General features: G+C 44.8%; 16 protein-coding genes and 2 pseudogenes. 16 read left to right on the top strand and 2 right to left on the bottom strand.

Going from position 1 to position 24,002, the window contains the following annotated elements; translation table 11 throughout:
* The first annotated feature begins 170 nt into the window (after positions 1-170).
* The 12 genes and pseudogenes from Q0081_RS10330 (at position 171) to Q0081_RS10385 (ending at position 17,087) form a co-directional block, all read left to right on the top strand.
* The gene (locus tag Q0081_RS10330; protein WP_298352402.1) at positions 171-1,499 is read left to right on the top strand and encodes a M20/M25/M40 family metallo-hydrolase; all 1,329 of its coding nucleotides are present in this window, start codon (positions 171-173) and stop codon (positions 1,497-1,499) included.
* Between the two features lie 50 nt (positions 1,500-1,549).
* Complete coding sequence (locus Q0081_RS10335; RefSeq protein WP_298352406.1) at positions 1,550-3,271, top strand: M48 family metallopeptidase; 1,722 nt, start codon at positions 1,550-1,552, stop codon at positions 3,269-3,271.
* 71 nt (positions 3,272-3,342) lie between these two features.
* Positions 3,343-3,900, top strand: coding sequence for a RidA family protein (locus tag Q0081_RS10340; protein ID WP_298352409.1), 558 nt, complete (start codon positions 3,343-3,345; stop codon positions 3,898-3,900).
* Positions 3,897-4,880, top strand: a complete 984-nt coding sequence (locus Q0081_RS10345) for a DUF1028 domain-containing protein (RefSeq protein WP_298352412.1) — start codon at positions 3,897-3,899, stop codon at positions 4,878-4,880. Before Q0081_RS10340 ends, Q0081_RS10345 begins: the two co-directional genes overlap by 4 nt.
* A gap of 438 nt (positions 4,881-5,318) precedes the next feature.
* Positions 5,319-6,566: pseudogene (locus tag Q0081_RS10350) on the top strand (amidohydrolase family protein).
* A 31-nt stretch (positions 6,567-6,597) separates the two neighbouring features.
* Positions 6,598-8,187 carry an amidase gene (locus tag Q0081_RS10355; protein WP_298352415.1) on the top strand — a complete coding sequence of 530 codons (1,590 nt, stop codon included), beginning with the start codon at positions 6,598-6,600 and terminating at the stop codon, positions 8,185-8,187.
* 331 nt (positions 8,188-8,518) lie between these two features.
* Complete coding sequence (locus Q0081_RS10360) at positions 8,519-9,466, top strand: S9 family peptidase (RefSeq protein WP_298352420.1); 948 nt, start codon at positions 8,519-8,521, stop codon at positions 9,464-9,466.
* Positions 9,467-9,571: 105 nt separating this feature from the next.
* Positions 9,572-10,234: a glycosyltransferase family 2 protein gene (locus Q0081_RS10365; RefSeq protein WP_298352422.1), complete on the top strand. Its 663-nt coding sequence runs from the start codon at positions 9,572-9,574 to the stop codon at positions 10,232-10,234.
* 21 nt (positions 10,235-10,255) lie between these two features.
* Complete coding sequence (locus tag Q0081_RS10370; protein ID WP_298352425.1) at positions 10,256-11,023, top strand: hypothetical protein; 768 nt, start codon at positions 10,256-10,258, stop codon at positions 11,021-11,023.
* A 116-nt stretch (positions 11,024-11,139) separates the two neighbouring features.
* The gene (locus Q0081_RS10375) at positions 11,140-14,247 is read left to right on the top strand and encodes a VPS10 domain-containing protein (protein ID WP_298352429.1); all 3,108 of its coding nucleotides are present in this window, start codon (positions 11,140-11,142) and stop codon (positions 14,245-14,247) included.
* 105 nt (positions 14,248-14,352) lie between these two features.
* Positions 14,353-16,380 carry an ATP-binding protein gene (locus tag Q0081_RS10380; RefSeq protein ID WP_298352432.1) on the top strand — a complete coding sequence of 676 codons (2,028 nt, stop codon included), beginning with the start codon at positions 14,353-14,355 and terminating at the stop codon, positions 16,378-16,380.
* Positions 16,380-17,087 carry a hypothetical protein gene (locus tag Q0081_RS10385; RefSeq protein WP_298352436.1) on the top strand — a complete coding sequence of 236 codons (708 nt, stop codon included), beginning with the start codon at positions 16,380-16,382 and terminating at the stop codon, positions 17,085-17,087. The genes Q0081_RS10380 and Q0081_RS10385 overlap by 1 nt, the downstream gene beginning before the upstream one ends.
* An 88-nt stretch (positions 17,088-17,175) precedes the next feature.
* Here the strand turns inward: Q0081_RS10385 and Q0081_RS10390 are convergent, their stop codons facing one another.
* Positions 17,176-20,802, bottom strand: a complete 3,627-nt coding sequence (locus tag Q0081_RS10390) for a M1 family aminopeptidase (RefSeq protein WP_298352439.1) — start codon at positions 20,800-20,802, stop codon at positions 17,176-17,178.
* Between the two features lie 73 nt (positions 20,803-20,875).
* Positions 20,876-21,757, bottom strand: a complete 882-nt coding sequence (locus tag Q0081_RS10395) for an ABC transporter ATP-binding protein (protein WP_298352441.1) — start codon at positions 21,755-21,757, stop codon at positions 20,876-20,878.
* A gap of 400 nt (positions 21,758-22,157) precedes the next feature.
* Between Q0081_RS10395 and Q0081_RS10400 the strand changes: the two genes are divergently transcribed.
* From Q0081_RS10400 to Q0081_RS10415, 4 genes and pseudogenes are all read left to right on the top strand, one after another.
* Positions 22,158-22,697, top strand: a complete 540-nt coding sequence (locus Q0081_RS10400; RefSeq protein ID WP_298352444.1) for a DUF4833 domain-containing protein — start codon at positions 22,158-22,160, stop codon at positions 22,695-22,697.
* A 95-nt stretch (positions 22,698-22,792) separates the two neighbouring features.
* Positions 22,793-23,131 (top strand): hypothetical protein, encoded by a 339-nt coding sequence (locus Q0081_RS10405; RefSeq protein ID WP_298352448.1) that lies wholly within the window; start codon positions 22,793-22,795, stop codon positions 23,129-23,131.
* Positions 23,132-23,146: 15 nt separating this feature from the next.
* Positions 23,147-23,617 (top strand): annotated as a pseudogene (locus tag Q0081_RS10410) (sterol desaturase family protein); the annotation flags it as partial.
* Positions 23,618-23,708: 91 nt separating this feature from the next.
* A partial coding sequence (locus Q0081_RS10415) for a DUF3817 domain-containing protein (protein WP_298352451.1) occupies positions 23,709-24,002 on the top strand: 294 nt, incomplete at its 3' end.

The following is a 24,002-nucleotide window of genomic DNA, read 5'->3' on the forward strand; positions in this document are numbered from 1 at the left end:
AAACTACCTATTTGGACTTGTGATGAATCAAAAAATATAAACCCAAATCAATGTATATTACAATTTTAACTATATTGAATCTTTATCTAAACCTGTCAACCTATTTTAGGTAATGACAATAAGACCGACAACGGCAAAACTCATCAAATCAATAAATTAAAAAACCGACTATGAAAAATCGAAAACCCACTTTGAGCCTCCTTGGAATTTTTACCTACTTCTCGCTCATTTTCACTACTGCTTATGCCCAGGAAGATGATGCGGGAAAAAGCGGAAAAGTGGAAGCAACTTACCTCAAAGAGACAGAACAATTGGCAAAAAACAGGCAACTCCAAAAGGCTTTTCAATCCATCGTAGCTCAAAATAAACGAAATCGGGAAGAACTCATTATGCTGACTGAGATTCCCGCCCCGCCGTTTATGGAAACCAAACGGGGCATTCGGTTTGCATCCATGTTGAAAGAAGCAGGGATTGATTCAGTGTGGACCGACAAAGTAGGCAATGTGATTGGATTACGCAAAGGCAAAAAACGCAATCGGACTATCGCTTTTGACGCCCACTTAGACACGGTATTTCCGCTCGAAACCGATGTAAAAGTCAAAATAAAAGGTGATACCCTCTTTGCCCCTGGCATTGGCGACAACACACAGGGCGTAGTCATGATTGTGTCGGTTTTGCGCGCATTGGAAGAAGCCAAAATAGAAACCGAAGCTGATGTATTGTTCATTGGCTCCGTGGGCGAAGAAGGTCTTGGTGATTTAAGAGGAGTAAAATACCTGTTTACTGACCCAAAAAGCCCGCGCATTGATTCATGGATTGCCATAGACGGCGGAGGAATGGACTACCTGAGAACCATGGGATTAGGCTCTTACCGCTACCGTGTAACCTTCAAAGGCCCGGGCGGTCACTCGTGGGGGGCGTTTGGTTTAGCTAACCCTCAGCACGCCTTGGGTTCGGCCATCCATTATTTTTCAAAGTCCGCCGATAAGTTTACCCGCACGGGGGCTCGTACCAGTTATAATGTAGGCAGAATCGGCGGCGGTACGTCGGTCAATTCTATTGCGTTTGAATCGTGGATGGAAGTGGATATGCGCTCCGAAATTCCCGAAAACCTCAACTTAGTGGATTCGATTTTAAAAGCATCGGTTCAGCAGGCGCTTCTGGAACACAATGCCATGAAACGCATGGGACCTACGCTTACGGTGGAAATCAAAAAAATCGGCGACCGTCCTTCGGGCGAATTACCTGACAATTTACCTCTTATTCAGCGTGCCATGGCCGCCGTCAGCTACTTTGGAGCATCTCCCAAAGTAGGTCGCGGTTCGACCAATTCAAATACCCCCATTGCCAAAGGGATTCCTGCCGTTACCTTAGGCCGCGGAGGAAAAGGGGGAAATGCCCACGCCCTCAATGAATGGTGGTATGATGACGAAGGCTACAAAGCCATTCAGGTGGCCTTGCTGACGTTGGTTTCGGAGGCGAAGATAGTCAATCCCTGATTTAAAATTGTTTTCGAGGGTTTAAGTGTTAACTCTAACCATTCATCATCATGTGTAAACTCACTTACATCCTTTGGCTTGGAATTGTTTTGTGTTCGTGCAAGCAAGAAAATGAAAACAAAAATGCAACCAACCAACTAAACACAACACAAATCCCTACCTGTGCGCCAGAAGTAACGGACAAATTATGGTATTCCTCCGGCAAAAAAGCCCCTCTGTTCAGTGGTTTGGCAGGAATGCATTATGCGGTTTCTACCAAGAATACCGAAGCTCAACAATACTTTGACCAAGGACTGATGTTGTCTTTTGGCTTTAATCATGCAGAAGCAGCAAGATCATTTTATGAAGCAGTCCGACTGGATTCAACCTGTGCAATGTGCCGCTGGGGCTTTGCGTATGTGTCAGGGCCTAATTACAATGGGGGTATGGAGCCCGATAATTTCACAAGGGCGTACGATGCTGTACAAAAAGCAAAATCGTTTTCGGTATCATCCACCCCAAAAGAAAAAGATTTGATTGAAGCCTTGACGTATCGCTACTCCAACGATACAACTGTTGCCCGTTCGGTACTTGATTCATCCTTTGCAGCTGCCATGCGAAAAGTGTATAAAAAATATCCCGATGATGTAACCATCGCTTCTCTTTTTGCTGAGTCGCTTATGGATTTACACCCTTGGAACTTGTACAAAAAAGACGGAGAGGTTCAACCTTGGACGCCGGAAATTCTAAGGGCGCTTGAAAAAGGATTGAAAATAAATCCACGACATGTGGGCCTCAATCATTTTTACATTCATGCCGTTGAGATGTCGCTCCATGCCGAAAAATCCGTACCAAGTGCTGACTTGCTGCTTGATTTAGTACCGGGTTCGGGCCATTTGGTTCACATGCCTTCGCATACTTACATACGAATAGGTCGGTATCATGACGGGGTTGTTGCCAATCAAAAAGCCGTACTGGTTGATAGCTTATACACCGAGGCATGTCATGCAGAGGGCGTGTATCCGCTGGCGTATTATCCGCACAATTATCATTTCATAGCAGCATGTGCTACGCTTTGCGGAGAAACCAAAAATGCACTGGAGGGAGCCTATGCCACTGCTGCTCATGCTCATAAAAAACTGTTTCAGGAACCCGGATGGGCCACTTTACAGCATTATTACACCATTCCGTGGTATGTAGCAGTAAAACTCGGCTTATGGAATAAAATACGTCATTCGCCTGCCCCTGAAAAACAACTTAAATACCCCTCCGTGATTTGGCATTATGCGCAAGGGATGGCCTTGTTATCGCAAAGCAAGGCTTCTGATGCAAAGAAGCACCTTGCCCAAATGAAAACCATCATGGCAGATACAACGCTCAAAGCCTTAACCATTTGGGGTATCAATAGTGTCTTTGATTTATGCCTAATTGCCTCAAAAACATTGGAGGGGGAAATCAATGCCAAAGAGAGAAAATATGCCGCAGCGATTTCACTCTTGCAGGAAGCCGTTAAAATGGAGGATGCACTTAATTATAACGAGCCACCCGATTGGTTCTTTTCGGTTCGGCATCATTTAGGGGCAGTTTTGATTGACGCCGGAAAAATTCAGGAAGCCCAAAAAGTGTACGAAAAAGATTTGAAGAAGTATCCTAAAAATGGATGGGCTTTAAAAGGGTTGATGAATGCTTATGAAAGAGTTGGCAACACAACGAAATATAATGACACAAAAAAACAATTTGATGAAGCGTGGAAACATGCAGATATCAAAATTTCGTCTTCAAGAATTTGGTAACAATTTCGTATGAGGAAGGCAGAAATTCCCTCGATTATTTCTCTATTTCTAACCAAAAACAAACTTCAAAAATGAAAAAAACACGCCCTTTCTGTTTCATTTTCTTCTTAATCGCCTTACAAACAATGGCTCAAACGCCAGAGGAAAAACTCAAAGCCCTCAATATCGAACTCCCGGCAGTCAAAGCTCCCATTGCCAATTATGTACCCGCCGTCAGGACAGGCAATTTGCTCTATTTGTCGGGAACAGGCCCCAGCGATGCCAATGGAAATCCGATTACCGGCAAGGTGGGCAGGGATTTAACGGTGGAGGAAGGGCAAAAAGCGGCCCGCTCGGTAGCCATTACACAAATCGCCGTTTTGAAAAAAGAATTAGGTGAGTTGAGTCGGGTCAAGCGCATCGTGAAAGTATTTGGTATGGTTCAATGCATAGACACGTTCACGGAACAACCCAAAGTCATCAATGGATTTTCGGATGTAATGGTGGAAGTATTTGGAGAAAAAGGCAAACATGCCCGCTCGGCAGTGGGTATGTCGTCTTTGCCGAGAAACATTGCCGTTGAAGTAGAATTGATTGTGGAATTGGAAGAGGATGTAATTCCTGCTAAAAACAAAAAGAAGTCAAAATGAAAAACTACCTACTACTCTGTTTAGTACTCACTTTCGGTCACGCAAACGCCCAGTTTTTCAAAAAAGACAAGGGCTTGGCGCATACATTCTCCATTGTGGCCCGCGACGAGAAAACGGGCGAAATCGCTGTCGGTGTTCAGAGTCATTGGTTCAGCGTAGGAACTTCAGTTTCCTGGGCGGAAGCGGGAGTTGGAGCCGTGGCTACCCAATCTTTTACCAATAAATCATTCGGAATCAGAGGGCTTGCGTTGCTCAAAGAAGGAAAAACTGCCCAACAGGCGTTGGATATTCTTCTGTCTGATGACACGGGTAAGGAAGTCCGGCAAGTCGGCATTGTGGATGCCAAAGGGAACGTGGCTAATTTTACGGGCAAAAACTGCGTAGACTTTGCAGGTGACTTGAAAGGGAAAAACTACGCCGTCCAATCCAACATGATGCTGACCAATGAGGTGCCCTCGGCCATGGCAAAGTCGTTTGAAGCCAATGTCCAACTGCCTTTGGCGGAGCGCGTTTTGGAAGCCTTGAAAGCAGCTCAAAAAGTGGGCGGAGATATTCGTGGCAAGCAATCGGCGGCCATTTTGGTCGTAAAAGGTGAAACAACGGGAAAACCGTGGGATGAAAACCATTTAGTAGATTTGCGGGTAGACGACCACGCTGAACCGTTGGTTGAAATGGAACGTCTCTTAAAAACCCATCGGGCCTACGAGCACATGAACAACGGTGATTTGGCCATTGAAAACAACAACATGACCCTGGCCATGCAGGAATACGGAACGGCCATGAAAATGTTTCCGAAAAACCTGGAAATGCAGTATTGGACGGCCATCACGTTAGCCAACGGCGGCAACGTACCAAAAGCCGCCCTGATGCTGCAAGCCATCTACGCCAAAGAACCGAACTGGCGAAAAATGACCAAAAGGCTGCCCAAAGCAGGGTTACTGAGTGTCGGAGAAAAAGAGTTAACGTTGTTATTGAAATAGCCTTCTCCCGGCTGATGTCTGTACCGGTCGGGAGAAGGCTATTAATCTGATTTACAACAAATTGGAAACCAATCGAATTATTCAGCGTGGCTTTTGCTTTCTTTCTTCGCTTTTTTATCTGCTCTTTTTTCCATCAGATTTTTTTCAGCTTTCTTTTTGTCGCCTTTGGGTCCTGCTTTTTCTTTTGACATAATTGATGGTGCGTTATAGTTTGTTGTAAGATACCCTTTTTAACGGACAAATCACGAACGGCCGAGTAAATCAAATAATAGTTAGAAGTCATTTGAAATAAGAAAAACGATAATTTTCAGGGTCGGGGTGTTATATTTCGTAGTAGTACATAAAATCACTCATCATTTACCTTCATCAACCTAAACTGAAATGACAAAAAGTGTATCCTTACCCATCTCAACTATCCTGCTGCGTACCCCCGTTGGGATGAAAAATTTTCGAGCCATCGCTTTCTTACTTTTATGGTTGGCCCATTCCGCAGTTGTTTCCGCTCAGGTAAAAGCCCTCTATTTTGGAGAATTAATTGATGGACTTGGCAAAAAAATAACAAACGCCGTGGTGATTATCAATGCCGACCGAATCGTGGGAGTCGGTAAGGAAAAAGAGTTGATTGTCCCTACCAATGCAGAAATCATTGACCTGAGGGAATATACGGCCATTCCGGGGTTGATTGATGCTCATACGCACATGACCTATTATTGGGATAAAACCCGTCCCGGCGACCCTTGGAGCCAAGGACGAACGGTGCAGCCCGCCGTCAAAGTATTTTTAGCGCAGGAAAATGCAAAAAAATCCCTTGAAACAGGCGTAACCACTGTACGGGACTTAGGTGCAGGCGACAACATGAGCTTTGCCATGCGCGATTTAATAGACAGAGGAGCCATGAAAGGCCCCCGAATGTTTGTGGCGGGACAAGGGTTAAGCATCGGCCGCGTAAAAGGGATAGCTGATGTACAGCAATTTGCCGAAAAACAACTCGCCTTAGGAGCCGACTGGATCAAACTATTTGGCTCTACCGGCAGCGCAAAAGATGTAACGGGTTTTCAGACATACAGTTACGAAGAAATGAAAGCGGCGGCCGAGGTGGCTCATAAAGCAGGAAAACGTCTGGCTGTTCACTCTTACGGTCCCGACGGCGCCAAAGCGGCCGTAAAAGCCGGCGCCAACACCATTGAGCACGCCACGGATGTAGACGATTCCACCTTCATAGAAATGGCACAGCGTGGAATTATCTACGTTCCCACCGTTGACCATAATCGTTATTATGCGGCACACAAAGAAGAATATGGCTATGACTGAACCGCTGTATTTGGGTTAACTCTTTTTGTAAAACGAAATTTTGAAAGCCTCAAAAAAGCCGTGAAAGCCCACGTAAAAATTGCCATGGGGTCCGATGCCGTTTTTACGGGTTTCGGCGAAAACACCCGTGAATTGGAATGGTTTGTCAAAGCAGGAATGACTCCTGAACAAGCCTTGCAAACCGCCACCACGACCGGTGCCGAAATGCTCGGCAAAGAAAAAGAACTGGGCGCGATTGCACCCGGGTACTACGCCGACATCGTGGCCGTGAAGGGAAATCCACTCAAAGACATCAACGTCGTCATTCAGCAGGTAAAATGGGTGATGAAAGGCGGCAAAGTTGAAATTGACAAAACGAAAGCACCGAAACAATAAACGCTATTTTCATCAACAACCCCGAACTGAAATGTTAAAAAATGTATCCCTAGCCATCGCAATCGTCCTGCTGTTGAGCACCGTTGGTTTTCGACCAAACTCCAACGCAACTACCTCAAAACCAGCCCCCATCAACGTAGAAGAGTTGACCATTGCACAAATCCACACTGCCTACAAAAAAAGCTCCTTTACGAGCCAACAGCTGGTAGCGGCTTATTTGGAGCGTATCAATCAATTTGATACCCAAATCAACGCCATCACCACGCTCAACCCGCAGGCGATGGCAATCGCCAAAGCGTTGGATGAAGAATATAAAAGGACGAAAGTGTTGCGACCTCTCCACGGAATTCCGATCATTGTTAAAGACAATATCAATACCAAAGGACTCGCCACCACAGCGGGCACCTTAGCGTTGAAAGATTTTGTGCCTGCCGAAGATGCTTTCATTATTGACAAATTAGCGAAAGCAGGTGCCATTATCATTGCCAAATCCAACATGGCCGAATGGGCATTCACGCCTTGGCATTCGTTCAGTTCTACGCACGGAGCCACGCTCAATCCCTATAATACGGAGCATGTTCCAGCCGGTTCGAGCGGGGGCACAGGGGCTTCTATAGCTTCCAATTTTGCCACCATTGGCCTTGGTACCGATACGGGAAACTCTATTCGCGGTCCTTCTTCTCACTGTTCATTGGTAGGGTTCCGAACCACATTGGGATTAATCAGTCGTGCGGATATCGTACCGCTCAATTTCAGAAATGATGCCGTGGGCCCTATGTGCAGAAGCGTCGAAGATGCCACTCGGGTGTTGGAAATCATGATAGGCTATGACCCCAATGATCCCATTACCAAGTATTCAGAAGGCAAGACTCCTCGAAATTATACGCCCTTTCTCCAAAAAAACGGACTGAAAGGTGCCCGAATAGGCATCTTGCGTGAACTCTGTGAAAATGCCCCTGCGGCCTCTGCGTTGTCCAGCAGTAATGGCATGGCAGACCCGGAAGTCAAAGCCTTATTTGAAAAATCCATTTCTGATCTAAAGGCCATGGGTGCGGTCATCATTGACCCGCTCACCATCCCTGATTTTTCAAACCTCCGAAAAGACGTGGTATGTTTTGATTTCAGAGGGGATTTGGAAGCCTACTTGGCTAAGTATGTCAAAAATGACACCATCAAAACCTTAGAAGACATTGTGAGAATAGGAAGCAAATCGAAGTCGGCCGAAGCCCGGGTTAAAGCCCTTCTTGCCGTCCGAAACCCCAACTGCCCAGATGTCTACACGGCTCCCCGGCGGATTGCTTTTCGGAAAGCCATTGAAGACAAAATGGATGAGTTGAAATTAGATGCCATCATTTATCCGACTTGGAATAATAAACCCGCCAAGATCAACACCTACAACGAAGAATTGAAACGGGTAGACTACTACGGAGACAACAGCCAAATCATTGCCCCGCACACTGGCCAACCCGCCTTCACCATTCCGATGGGCTTTACGACGGGCAACTTACCCGCTGGACTTCAGTTTTTGGGTAGAATGTACGCCGAGCCTACCTTAATCAAACTGGTTTATTCCTACGAACAAGGAACAAAGCACCGAGTACCGCCAACCCTTAAAAAGTAAACACAATAAAAAGCTGGCTAAGTAACCCTCTTGATTGGTCTGTATTTTTATCAAATTTATCAAGTTATTGGTTTGGATTTTTGTTATTTAAGAGTATGTTTAAATTTTGCAAATCACTAATAAACAAAACCTTGCGCGTGGGAGTGCCTGTCCAGCGTGGTGCGCGTAAGGCTTGCGCGGGGAGCATTGGACAGGCTGCCCTTTTCTTTGCTTCGTTTCTTTTGGGCAAGCAAAAGAAATGAAGGGGCTCACCAAATGAAATTTTTCAACATTACCAATCCGAAGCAGAAAATTTTTGAACATACTCTAAGTTAAAAACCCAACATCATTCATGAAAACCTCCCTCCTATTCTCCCTTTTCTTGGTCATAAACCTCGCCTTTGCCCAACGCCCCGACTTCTTAAAAAAAGACAGCATTCAATCCTCTTTAGACGGAAACGTGCAGGTGTTTTACTTCGATAAATCTACGGTAACTTCGCCACAACCTTTGGTCGTAGAATTACACTCATGGAGCAATTCGGCCGATTCTCAAAAAGATATGGTAGCGGCGCAAGCCCACGCCAAAGGTTGGAATTACATTTTTCCCAATTTCAGAGGTGTGAACAATCACCCCAAAGCCTGTTGTAGTGAGTTTGTGATTGCTGACATTGACGAGGCCATTGACTGGGCCTTGAAAAACATGAAGGTAGATAAAAAGAAAATCTATATAGTAGGCAACAGCGGTGGAGGCTACGCCACCATGTCCATGTACATGAAGTCACGGCATAACATCGCCTCATTTTCGGCTTGGTCATCTATTTCAGACTTGTCAACTTGGTATGTTGAGTCGGTAGAACGAAAAAACAGGTATGGCCCCGAAATCGTCAAATGCACGGGCGCAGGTGAGGTATTTGATGCCGAAAAAGCCAAAGAACGTTCGCCTTTCTATTGGAAAACACCCCTTAAAAAACGCAAAAAAAGTACCCTACAAATCTACGCAGGCATTCACGACGGCTATACGGGTTCGGTGCCGATTTCACACTCAATTAATTTTTACAATAAACTCCTGACCGACGCCAACGAAAAAGATAAAGCGCTTTACGTTTCAGAAGCTGATGCAGCCACAATGCTCAAAACGCAGACTTTCCCCACGCAAAATCCAGCCAAAACCATAGAGAATCGAGCTATATTGTATCAAAAAACGTCCAAAAAAATCACGTTGACGATTTTTGAAGGAACGCACGAAATTTTGAAGAATGCGGCGTTGGATTTGATACCAAACACCCATAAACATAAATAAGAAAAAGCAGATAGCTGAATTATTAACAAACAATTGATTTAGAATAGGGTTATTTTACGTGACATTTCCCATACCTTTGTTCAGAAAAAATAGGAACAAGAAGCCATGATTTACCCTTATCCAGTCACGATCAGCGTACTGATGGCCGTTTTTAATACGCCATTTGAGTTGGTAAAACGAGCTATTGACTCCGTTTTATGCCAGGATTTTCAAGACTTTGAGTTGATTGTTTTGGACGACGGCAGCGACGAAGTATTGGGACTCAAATTGCTCCAATATTGCCAACTCCACCAAGCGAAAGTAACGTTTTTGCGACACCAAAACTGCGGACAGTCCCAGTCCATCAATCGCGGGGTAAAATTGTGTCATGGAACCTACATCGCCATCATTGACTCCGACGACGAATACAAACCCAATCATTTGTCGGCGTGTTTAAATGAAATGCAGCACACTGATTTAATTTCTTCCTCTACCGAAACCATTGTCGGTAGCGAAGCAGATTACTACGTCCCAGACAAATACGATTATGAAAAAAATATTCACGTGGATGAATGTATCCTTTTTGCGACACTTTTTGGTAAAAAAGAGATATTTGAGCGTCTGTCATTTAAAAATATGTACGCCGCAGATGCTCACTTTTATGCCCAAGCTTCTTTGCTGTATCGAGTCAAAAAAGTGAACCTCCGCACCTACATTTATTACCGAAATATAACTGACAGCGTCACGGCAACGCTTAAACGAAATCAGCTTTTACGAGAACAATCATGATTTGACGAATTTGATTCAGCGATGCTCTTCCCCGATATTTCTCTCCCCACTCCCTGCAATCTCATCTGTGCTACCCTACTCACGGGCGTTTATGATGTCAACCGAAACGAAGCCATTGACGAAGATGATTTTTCACGAATCAAAGACTGGTACGATTCCATCGTGAAGCTTTCACTGAAAGGAGTCATTTTTCACAATACTTTCTCTCAACAAACGGTTGAAACCTATCAAAATGAGCAAATACGCTTTGTGACCGTTGACTACGATAAACAACTGAATGCCAACGTATTTCGGTATCTGATTTATCAAGAATTTCTGCGGAGGCATTCCGATAAAATAGAAAATATTTTTGTCACGGACATTTCGGATGTAGTGGTGGTTCAGAATCCCTTTGTCCAGCCGCTCTTTTTGGCCAACCCCGACACCCTATTTTGTGGCGATGAGCCAGAGACATTGGACAACGAATGGATACAAAACCACTCAACCCATCTCCGAAATTCAATGCGCGGCTTTGCCGATTATGAGCAACAAAACCAAAAAGAAACGCTTCTGAATTGTGGTATCATCGGCGGCCATGTAGAGGTGATGAGGACTCTTATGGACAATTTAGCCTACATCCACCGCACCTACACCGTCCATAATCAAACGCCTTATACCCTCGATATGGGCGCATTTAACTTCGTGGCGCGTACGCAATTTGCTCAACGTTTGCAGCACGGCACTCCCATCAATACACGCTTCAAAGGATATGAGTCCCAACGCACCGATTGCTGGTTTCGGCATAAGTAAAAATACATTGGTACCCAAATAAATAACCCATCGGAGCAGGAAGCCCATTGATTTCGTAAATTGTTATTGGTAGATTTAGGCCAATAACAATTTAGCCAAACTAAACCTGCTCTATTATGAAAAAATGTAGCCTTTACTTCGCTATACTTTTAGTTTTCAGTCATTTATTATTCGCGCAATCTCCAAAACCTCCAACCTCTCCTACCATTGACCCTGCCTTATACGAAGGCATTCAATGGCGGGAATTAGGTCCCTTTCGCGGGGGGCGCTCCTGCACCGCCACAGGGGTACGGGGCAATCCCAACCTGTATTACATGGGAACCGTGGGCGGTGGCGTTTGGCGCACCAACGATGCAGGCCAAACGTGGGGAAATATCACCGACGGTTATTTTGGCGGAACCATCGGTGCCGTTGCCGTGGCCGAAAGCGACCCCAATGTAATTTATGTGGGCGAGGGCGAACAAACCTTACGAAACAACGTAGCTTCGGGGGCGGGCGTATGGAAATCTACCGATGCTGGCACCACTTGGGAAAGCATCGGTTTACTTGATTCCAAACACATTTCACGCATTCGTATTCACCCTAAAAATGCCGATGTGGTCTATGTGGCAGCCATGGGTAACTTGTGGAAACCCAACGAAATGCGGGGTATCTATCGGAGTACCGACGGCGGACAAACCTGGAAAAAAATCTTGTACATCAACGACCAAGCGGGTGCCGCCGATTTGATACTTGACCCCAACAACCCCCGCATTATGTACGCCTCTACCTGGAACATAAAACGTAACGGCTACCGCATGGACAGCGGCGGGCCCGACTCTAAACTCTGGAAAAGTACTGACGGCGGCGATACGTGGGAAAATCTTTCTGGCAAACCGGGAATGCCAAAAGGTACTAACGGCATTATCGGCGTCACTATTTCTCCCAAAAATTCCAATCGCGTATGGGCCATTATCGAAAATCAGGAAGCTCCCGGCGTCTATCGGTCAGACGATGCCGGCAAAACCTGGACACGAATCAACCAAGACCGTGCCTTGCTCCAACGGGCTTGGTATTACTGCCGCATCTATGCCGATTCGCAAAATGAAGATTTAGTCTACGTGCTGAATGTGAGTTACGGTATTTCTAAAGACGGCGGCAAAACCTTTGAATTAAAAAACGCTCCGCACGGCGACCACCACGACCTATGGATTGACCCCGACAACAACAAACGCATGGTGATGGCCGACGACGGCGGTGCTCAGGTTTCCAACGACGGCGGAACTAATTGGACCACCTACCACAACCAACCTACCGCGCAGTTTTATCGCGTCTCGACCGACAATTATTTCCCTTACCGTATTTATGGCGCTCAACAAGATAACTCAAGTGTCAGAATTCCGCACCGCACGGGCGGCAATGCCGTGACTGAAAAAGATTGGGTGGCCTTGTCCATCGGTGAGAGCGCCCACTTAGCGCCCGACCCGTTGAACAGCGAGGTGGTCTATGGCGGTGATTATAAGGGATATATGACCATGCAGGACATTGCTACGGGGCAGGAACGCTCTACCAACGTCTATCCTGACCTGCCGGCCGGTGGGGGTGCCGAGACGATGAAATATCGTTTCAACTGGAATTATCCCGTGTTTTTCAGCCCGCACAATCCTAAGAAACTCTACGCCTGTTCCAACTACCTGCACGTCAGTTACAACGGCGGTGAAAGTTGGGAAGTGGTCAGCCCTGATTTGACGAGAGCCGAGCCCGAAACCATAAAATCGTCGGGCGGGCCCATTACCCAAGACAACACTGGAGCCGAATACTATGCCAATATTTTTGCCGCCGCCGAATCACCCTACACCGAAGGAGAAATCTGGACCTGCTCAGACGACGGATTGGTACACGTATCTACCGATGCGGGGAAAAACTGGAAAAACGTAACACCGCCCATGTCGCCTAAGTTCAACATGGTCAACGCCGTAGAAATCAATCCCTTTGTGAAAGGCGGGGCTTACATTGCTGCCACTTCCTACAAATTCGGTGATTATACCCCCTACATTTATAAAACCTTGGATTACGGTAAAACGTGGACGGTGCTGACCAAAGGCATTCCCAAAGACGAGTTTGTACGCGTGGTACGAGCCGACCCCAAGCGGAAAGGATTGCTGTATGCCGGCACCGAAAAAGGCGTTTGGGTGTCTTTTGATGACGGCGAAAATTGGTTGAAATTACAACTGAATTTACCCCCCGTGCCTATCCACGATTTGGCTATCAAAAATGACAACCTCATTGCCGCCACCCACGGGCGCAGTTTTTGGCTCATTGATGATCTGACGCCTTTACAGCAACTTACCACAGAAACCGCTTCCAAAGAGGTCATTTTATACAAACCTATGTCTTCGTATCGCATGGCGGGAACCAACCGACGGGATGCCCGATTGGCGGGAGAAAACCACCCCAACGGCGTGCTGATTCATTATTTTATCAAAAAAGCCGACGAGAAAGCCGAAGTAAAACTTGAAATTCTGGAAAGTGACGGTGACCTGATCCGTGCGTTCAGCAACAAAGCCAAAGAAAAGTCCGACCAATTGACGGTCAAAGCGGGCGGCGGGCGTTTTGTGTGGGATATGCGCTACCCGGGGTATAAAACATTCCCGGGCATGGTGTTTTACGGTGCGCCCAATCTGGGGCCCAAAGCAGTACCGGGCAAATACCAAGTCAGACTGACCGTGGACGGACAGACCCAAACGCAGGAGTTTGAGATCCTGAAAGACCCGCGCCTCAAAACTACCCCAGAAGATTATCAGGCCCAATTTGATTTTTTGATAAAAGTCCGCAATAAGGTATCGGAAGCCAATGAGGGGGTCATTAACATCCGAAAAATCAAGGAAGATCTGGCCTACTTAAAAAACAAAATGGGCAGCGACGAGAAAAACAAAGACCTGAATGACGCCGTCAAAAAGTTTGAAGAGGAACTCAAAACGATTGAAAATGACATTCACCAAACCAAGAATATGAGCGTACAGGACCCTATCAATTACGGTATCAAAATCAACAACCGCCTCGCCCACCTGATGATGGAACAGGCGCAGGGCGACTACCGCCCCACCAAACAGGGGGAAGAAGTACGGGAGAAAATATCCAAATTGGTGGATGAAGAATTGGTGAAACTAAAAAACTGTGTGGATAGCAACCTGCTGCGCATCAACCAAATGGCGAAAGAGAAAGGTGTGGTGTTTGTGAATTGATTTAGAAAATGAAAGCAAATCGTCCTAATGTTCATTAAGGCAGTACGACGATTTGCTCTGTTACCTGCAGGCAGCGCCTATTGAGTAAAAACTTTCCTAAACCAAATGAAAACTCTAACTTTTACCCTTCTTCTTAGCCTTATCTGGAGTGTTGGCTTTGCCCAAAATGCTCAAGGCAGATTGAGAATTGACAGTTTAAAGCGTCAATTAACTATTGCTAAGCACGATACAAGTCGTGTACTTATTATGGTACAATTATGCAATAGTTACCGTGTTCCACAACCTGATTCCGCCTTGTTTTTGGGACAGCAAACAGTGAAATTGGCGCAAAAAATCCATTTTCCAAAAGGAGAAATTCAGGCTTTGGCTCACATGGGTCGAGTGCAGTTAGATATAGGAAGTTTACCTAAATCATTGGAGATTCAATTTAGGGCTTTACAAATTGCGGAGGACAATCATTTACCAGCAGAAAAAGCTTTGCCACTCGGTTATATTGGCAGTATTTACTTTACATTAGAGAACCATCCGAAAGCAATTAGCTATTACCGACAGGCGATGGTAATTTATGAAGCAAATCATAACTACCCACAGGTGAGTACGCAAAAAATGAATATAGGGAATGCCTTTGAGAAAATAAATCAATTGGATTCGGCACTCTATTATGAACAACAGGCATACGAGGAAATGCTTCGGGCGGGAACCGACATTAACCCCATTATTTTCAGAAACTTGGGAAACATTCAGGCCAAATTGGGCAACAATCGCCTTGCCATGGATTATTATCAAAAGAGCTTACCGCTAAGTATTGGACGAGTCAAAGCGATTGTACTGAATTTAATGGCTAAATTATACCAAAAGGAAAATCAACTTGATTCAAGCATTTATTATGCGCAAAGAGGGCTTGATGAATCCAAATTAACTAATTATAAACAAGGTATTTTAGATGGCAGTACCTTATTGTCCGAATTATACGAAGCCAAAGACCTAATTAAGGCGTTCTCCTATCATAAAATTGCAGCGGCAGCCAAAGACAGCCTGTTTGGCCCCAAACAACTTCAAGCCCTGCAAACCATCGTGGTGGAGGAACAAGTACGTCAGCAGGAAGCCGAAGCCCAACGGGAAGCCGAAAGAGTGGCCTACCAAACACAATTAAGGCAATATGCTTTTTTGGCGGGTTTGGGCGTACTTTTTCTGATTGCGTTCATCCTGTATCGTACCAATAAACAACAAAAGAAAGCCAACCATTTGCTTCATCGCCAAAAGGAAGAAATCAACCTTCAGCGCGACAAAGCCGAAAAAGCCCTGACCGAACTCAAATCCACCCAAGCCCAGCTCATTCAAAAAGAAAAACTCGCCTCTTTGGGCGAACTTACGGCGGGCATCGCCCATGAGATTCAGAATCCTTTAAATTTTGTCAATAATTTCTCTGAACTCTCGGTTGATTTAGCCCAAGAACTCAAAGAAGAAGTAGAAAAACCAAATATTGATAAAGAACTGGTGAGTGATTTGGTAGGTGATTTAGTACAAAACCAAGAAAAAATCAATCACCACGGCAAACGCGCCTCTTCCATCGTCAAAGGCATGTTGGAGCATTCCCGCACCGCCACCGGAGAGCGGCAATTGACTGACATCAACCAATTGGCTGACGAATATTTGCGTCTCGCTTACCATGGTTTAAAAGCCAAAAACCAGGACGGTTCGACGATTCGATTCAATTGTGAGTTAATTACTGATTTTGACCCAAATCTCCCCCAAATTGAAATCATTCCGCAAGATATTGGGCGGGTCTTGTTGAACCTGATCAATAATGCTTTCTACGCCGTCAACGTCGGCAGCGTTCAAAACGCTGCCGACGTTAATTACTCACCAAAAGTTATCGTCCGTTCTCAAACCCTTGATAACCAAATCGTCATTCAAGTCAAAGACAACGGCACAGGTATGTCAAAAGAAGTACAGGCCAAAATCTTTCAGCCCTTTTTCACCACTAAACCCACGGGCGAAGGAACGGGTTTGGGTCTGAGTTTGGCGTATGATATTGTTACCAAAGGGCATGGCGGAATAGTAGAAGTGGAAACGACAGAGGGCGAAGGGACGACGTTTACAGTTAAATTACCTATTTCAACCCATAGCTAATGAATACACGACAATTGACCTACCTTTTATTTGGAGCAATGTGTCTGTCTTTTGTCGCCTATTCCCAGCAATGGGATATGAAAATCAAGGCTTTAAGTACACAATTGACAAATCATCCTACATATCCCGTATATGATTCGCTGCATTTTTTGGTAACCGAACACTACCTGCAATTAACTCCGCAAGAGCGAAGCGGCATCCGAACTCTCCTTGAAAAACAGGCAAAATCGTCCTCCGTAACTCTTTGTACACGCAAAGAAAAAGGGTCAAAAATCACCATCAAAGGCAGGCTATTGGATGTTCATCAAAAACCTATTTCTCGTGCCGGATTGTACATTTTTCACGCAGACAACAAAGGTTACTATGCCCCCACAGACTCTGCGCTGAAAAAAATGAATGAAGCCGATCCACGACTTTTCGGCTTTTTAACGACGGACGAGTTAGGCAATTATTCCTTCCAAACGGTTCGGCCCGCAAGTTATCCTAACAAGTTCAACGGACGGTTTATTCCTCAACACATTCATATAAACTGTACGGCAACGGGGTATAAAAACCTCAACATCCAAATGGTCTTTGAAGATGCCCCCGCTATGAAAGATACGTATTGGCAGGAGTGGGCAAAAAAACAGAAGTATCCGGTCGTCAGGTTACACTACGACAAGGACAATCGTTTGTATGGGATTTGTGATTTGACTCTAAACCGATAGGCATTGAGAAAAACTACATCTATTCTATTAAAAACCAAGGTCGGAGCAGTTCAAAACTACCCCGACCTTGTCATTGTCTTTTTGGCTTCTACATTTCTACGGGCATCACATTATCGTCCGAAATTCGGTCAATCAATTTGTTGTAAGGATCAATCCCCGCTTTTTTCGGCTCCCCTTTTACCGTAAATTCAAGCGTATGCTCGCCGGGAGTAAGCCAGTGCTTTTTGAGATACAGCGGCACTTTTTTCTTCATGCCTTTCGTGTTTTTACCTTCTTCGGCAAAAATACCGATGTCAATATAATCACGTCCTTTGCCGGTACTTATCTCTTTACCCTGCTTATCGTAGTAGAGTTTTTTGCTTTGCACAGTCAACTTCACCTTGTATTCGCCGGCTTTGCCTTTGGTAGCCTCCGCTTTGGTAATGCGGTTTTCATACAAAGCTATTTTTTCAAAACTGTCTTCGGCAAAATACTGCAATGAATCCGGCACTACTTTCCGCAAAGCAGCAAACCACTTGCCCGAAGTCGGATACGGCGGTTTTTCCAGAAACGCATTTTCGTTGGCAAAGTCACTCAGGGCTTTATTCATGTTCTTTTCGCCAATCAGGTCCTGCAAAGCGTAGAGTACCAAGGAGCCTTTGTCGTACCACACATAAGAACGACTGTCGTTTTCGAGAAGTGTTTCTTCAAACTTACTCTCATTGGACCGTCCGCGCAGGTAAGCATCCAGGCAATATTTAAGGCGATTTTGCATCGCATCTTCACCGTATTCCTTCTTCAACACCATCAGCGAGGAATATTCTGCCATCGATTCTGAAATCTGATTGGCACCGCGTGTATAACTCGGACAGATCTGATGTCCCCACCATTGGTGAGCTACCTCATGGGCAGTCACGTAGTAGGCATAGTCGGTATCATTTGGGTCAGAGAAGTCGGCCACCCAACCAAAACTCTCTGTATAAGGCACCGTGTTGGGAAACGACTGCGCAAAGCCCGCATACCTCGGAAACTCAATAATTCGCATTTCACTGTACTGATAGGGCCGATAATTGACGTGATTGTACGCCAAGGCATCTTTTACTCCTTTCATAAAATGGTTTAGATTCTGATCATGTCCGGGATGATGGTAGATGGCAATTTTAATTTCCTTGCCATCGGGCGATTTCCAACTGTCTTTCTTCACCACATAACGAGCCGAGCAAACGTTAAAAAACAAGTCCATCAGCCCTTCCTGTTTATAGTGGAAATAGCGTCGGCCTTTGTCAGTCCATTCTTTTTGAAGGTAGCCGGGCATGATGGCAATTTGATCGGGTTCGGTACTAACTGTGCCTTCAAAGGTAACCAAATCAGCATCGTCGTTAAAAAGCAGGGTACTCAATCCAAAAGCATCGGATTGGGTGGGCAACGTATATTTCTTTTCAGGAAGTCCATACTTTTTGCGATACTTATCCGAGTCAATTTTATCGCCCCCATAGCCCATGGAAGGAAAAATTTGAAGGTCAAAAAAGGTACCGTTTTCGACGATTTCACGGCTTAAACCACTATTCTCAAAACCTCGATTCTCGGCCCGCAAAACAATTTCCATTTTTACGGTGTCGCCGGGCTGAAGCGTTTTGGGAAGACGATAGATTTGGTATTTCAGGTCTTTATCATCCAACACAAGCTTTGGAGCGACATCGTTGATTGTCAATTTTTTGATGTCGGTATGAGCAATGGGACTCCCCATGTTAAGGTGCAGAGAATCAATTGGTTTTTGGCTTTTGTTCACCAACGTAAATACCCCTTTGGCATCGCAAGCCCGTTCACTTGGGAAAAGGTCAATGTTCACCTTTACGTCAATCACCTTGGGCTGAGGAATACGTTCATATTTTTTATATTTCTTTTCGTAATTGGCCCCCAGTTCTCGCCCTTCTTCAATGCCCACGTAGTTGTTCAATATACTTACGTTGTAATAAATATACGAACTTGCACCCAGCCACAACACCGTAAAAAGCGTGAGCCACGCATACGATTTGCCGCTGAGACGCTGTTTCATCAATTGCCAACGGGCTTTGAAAGCATCTTCAGAACCTCGGTTCCAAAACAAATTACCTACCACCAAAAGCAAGGCACCCAACGCCAGCCAGTTGAAATGGAACCAGAAAAGCGGTTTGGCAAAATGACCAAATCCATTCATGTCAGAAATCCGGTAGTTGGGGAAATAGCTAAAAAAGAAGAGATTGTAATTGATTTCAGCAAAACTTTGGATACTGCCCAACATAAACCAAAGGCCAATGGTGAGAATATGACCCAGAAATTTTTGGTTTACCAAAATGTGCATAAAAAAGGCCAACATCGCCAATTCAACGTATTCAGGAAATTCAATCAGGTAGAGATCGGTGAAGTATTTACCAAACTCAAAGTTGAAATACCCTTTGACAATCTGATTCGTTACCCCGCTCAAAATCACCAAATTAGCCAACACAAATCCAACCAGCACAATGGCCAAAAACTTGGAGCCGTACACCATCCAGTTGGGGACAGGCAACGAATCAGAGATAAGATTGTATTTCACCGACTTATCTCGATGAACCACTTCTCCGGTATAGAAAATCAAGATAATGTAGACAAAAAGACCATAATTGAAGTCTTTGACCTCAATCATGTAGTAGGTCAAGGGCAATGAGGGCGTGCCGAAGGTGGGAAAACCGAACCAACCATCCGTAAACAGGAAAAACAACGCCCCAACCATGATGGCAATAAAGTACGGATCACGAATGATCTGTATAAATTCCAACCACGCCTGACTGAACATTTGACGCATAAAAATACTACCCGAATAAATTTTGTCGGCAACGGGTAAATCCGCCAGTGATATACGGGTGGTTGGACGCTCTTCGTCTTTTTGTTTTTTCCCAAGCTTTAAGGAAAGAAACTCCTGAAAACTAAACCGATATAGTACCGCAAAAAAGACCAAAAGTCCCAACCCCATCCATATCAGGCGATTATACAGCAAGTTGCCCGTCAGCGAAGCCGTAAGCGTGTTTTGTTCAAAAGGAGTCCAGTATTTAGTGGCATTGTTGAATGTTGTCAGCCCAAAAGGGTCAATTAAATCCACGAGGTTTTTGTTCTCTAAATCACGGGTCAATACTGTAGAAAGCAGATAAGCGATCAGCAACAAAATCCCTCCCGAATAGATAATAAATACCTTACGGGTAAGGGCTACCAAACTAAAAAACAGACAGCCGGTAAAGAGCATATTTGGCACAACAAACAGCAAATAAGGCTGCAAATGATGCCACAAATTGACGGGAGCAAAACGGTTGGCATTTTCGGCAAGTCCCAGCAGCGGCCCTAAAAAACCCCCGGCCAGGATGCCAACCACCATACCAAAACATACAAACAAAAGTGTGACAAATGACCCCAAAAAACGCCCTAATAAGTAGCCTTTTTCGGTAATGGGAAAACTGAAAAAGTAGTCTTTGGTACCAAATTCCACATCACGGTAGATGGGTACACCCATGATGGCCGAACTTATCAGGCTGGCAAAAATGGAGATAATAATCAGCATCTGAGAGATGGCGTAGGGCGAATTAAGATTGGCTTTTTCGGAAGCCGGACCGCTGCCGTAAATGATGTTCAGAAACATGAACAAAAACAGCAATGCAAAGTACAGGTAGGTCGCTGGGCGCTTGAAGCGATATTTTAATTCAAAAAGGAATATTTCTTTGAACATGGTTGTAGGAATTAAGGGGGTTGAGTATCTTACAATTATTGATAAACAGGCAATAAGTAGTATCTAGCAAAAACTACACCGCCAATCCCACCCGTTTTGTTATTTCGGAGAAATAGACGTCTTCCAAATCAGCAGTGGCAAGTTCAAAACTGCTGAGCGGTTCGTCCGAAATAACCCTGATTTGTGTTTTACCCATTTTCAAAGACGTAGAAATAACCTCATAATTCGTCCGATAATGTTCCAATTCCGCCTTCTCAATCATTTTTTTCCACACCTTACCGCTGATTTCTTTCACCAAATCGTTCGGATTTCCCTGCGCAACCACTTCACCGAGGCAAATAATGGCCATGTCGGAACACAAATTAGTGACATCTTCCACAATGTGAGTGGAAAGAATTACAATCGTATTTTCACCGATTTCAGAAAGAAGGTTATGAAAACGATTCCGCTCAGCAGGGTCGAGCCCGGCGGTCGGTTCATCCACAATGATGAGTTTGGGATTGCCCAATAATGCTTGCGCGATGCCAAAACGTTGTTTCATTCCGCCCGAAAAAGTCCCTAAATTCTTTTTCCTGACTTGAAACAGGTTCACTTTTTGCAACAGCCCTTCCACAATTTCTTTACGTTGTTTGGCATTTTGGATGCCCTTCAAACTTGCAATGTGGTCGAGCATGGTTTCGGCCGTTACTCGTGGATATACCCCGAATTCCTGGGGTAAATAACCCAGCAATTTGCGTACTTCTTCTTTCTGACGAAGCACGTCTAAATCGCCCAGAGTCACGCTGCCGTTATCGGCTTCCTGAAGCGTAGCGATGGTCCGCATGAGCGATGATTTCCCTGCGCCATTAGGTCCAAGCAGTCCAAACATGCCTTGATTGATGGTCAACGATACGCCTTTTAGAGCATGTACTCCATTCGAGTACGTTTTAGAAAGATTGTCAATAATTAATTTCATAAGGTATTGGCTTGATGATAGTTAAGAGGTAATAGTGCAATAAACGAGAAATCGGTTAGTTTTTCATAGAAAGAAGGGTTAAAAATGAGGAATTAATTCGTAGGATTCACAAAATAGACAATTTTACAGAATTCTCATTATCTGTACTTATTTTCTTTTTCCAGCTCCTGCCTAAACGCATTTTGCAGCCGTGGTAAAAATCACCAACACTATTGATTCGTTGATATAAGTTTAATATGTGAAATTCAAAGCCTTATATTTACTTATCTGCCTTATATGGTTCAATAAAATAATTTCACAAAAAGTGTCAGGTAATTAAATTTTCTATTGGAAGTAGGGGGACACTTTCTATCGGTTGTCTTTAAAGCAAAGGCATCAACAATCCGCCTTCTATACAGCTATGAAAATTGTAAGCTTACTTTTGCTCACGGGACTCCTGTGTGCCTTCCGCACCAATGACACTCCCCATCGAACCCATTTTCCCGAACCGCCGCATACGCCCAACCGCTTATTTTACATTCAGCGAAGCAACGATGCGAACACGGTCATGTACGAAGCCAATCTTCGTTCCGACAAAAAATTGAACCCCGAAACACCCCTCAACGTATATTGGATACGGTACGCTGAACGGGGTCAACGCGAAGATCTTTCGGCTTTGCAGTGGCAACTGGCTTATGGGTACAAACACCGAGATTTGGGAACTGCCGCCAATGATGTAGAGATCAATCTGAACGCCTTTAAGAAACGACCGATTTTTGTGGAGAATCACGAAGGGAAGCTTATGGCCTTTACCCAAATAAACGGCGAAAAAGCCGCCTTACAGAAGGTTTTTGTGCAATTAGCCTCCAATGGGCTCATCCCCAAAGTACATTACATCGAATTGTTTGGCTTCGATTATGCCCAAGAAAAAGCCGTTTACGAGCGCATCTTAATTCATTAAGTTCATTTGCTCCCAATTCGTCATCGCACAGGCGGCTCCGCGCAGCGGTGAACTGTGGGCGCCCCCAATTCGTCATTCCAACATTCGTAATTCCCATGACTCCCACGCAGTTTGAACAAGACCTACAGCCGCTATTGCTATACGCTACCCCTTTGATTTTTATCTGTATTGCCCTTGAATATTGGGTAGTACGCCACGACCCGCATCATCACTACGACCACGATGACCTAAAGGCTTCGGTTGGAATTGGTATAGGAAGTTTGATTATCAATGGCTTTTTTAAAGCTTCCATCGTCGGTTTGAGTTTGTTTTGTTACGAAGCCGTTCCCTGGCATTTGCCTACAGCTTGGTGGACGTGGATTCTTGCTTATTTGGGCATCGATATTTGTAATTATTTTGCGCATTACATTGCTCATAAACAACGCATTTGGTAGGCAACCCACGTAACACACCATTCATCTGAGCACTTGAATTTGGCCACTTCTTTCCGAAATTCATGGACGCAGCACATCAAAATCATTTTCTTTTTACCCGTTTGGCTGTCCGGGATTCATCCGGTCGTTACGTTTACCTGCTATCAGATTGATTTGCTGTACCAATTTTGGATACATACCGAGGTCATCCCCAAGTTGCCGCGCTGGTTTGAGTCTATTTTTGTAACACCTTCCCATCACCGCGTGCACCATGGCAAAAATGAAGCCTACCTTGACAAAAACTTTGGGACTACGTTCATCATTTGGGATCGTTTGTTTGGCACGTTTCAGGAAGAAACCGAAAAACCAGTGTATGGCTTAACCAAGCCTGTGGAGTCCAAAAATGTTGTCTATCTGAATTTCCACGAATGGCAGGCTATTTTTCGGGAGGTACGTAAAGCGAAATCAGCACGGGAAGTGACCCAAATATTGTTTGGGCCACCGTAGATTTATTTGAGGCAACAGTCGCTTGGTAAGGTCTAAAATGGTTTTCTTTGCATTTTAATTGAGGTAGACTTTACTATACAACAGCATTACAATGGTTGAATTACTCAAAACCCAAATCGGTCGTTTACGCATTCTTGCCTTTGTGGAAGGGGTTTCCTTTCTGGTGATATTGTTCGTGACAATGCCCCTGAAATACTACGCCAACATGCCGCAACCCAATAAAATATTTGGAATGGCTCACGGCTTGCTGTTTATTCTGTACGTATTGGCCGTTGTTCAAAGCAAAATTGAATACAATTGGCCCTTCAAAAAAACGGCGCTGGCGTTGCTTGCTTCCATCATTCCTTTCGGTACATTTTGGGCCGATGCGAAGTTGTTTCGGGAA

It is taken from the genome of Runella sp. (genome assembly GCF_027484545.1).
Classification (GTDB): domain Bacteria; phylum Bacteroidota; class Bacteroidia; order Cytophagales; family Spirosomataceae; genus Runella.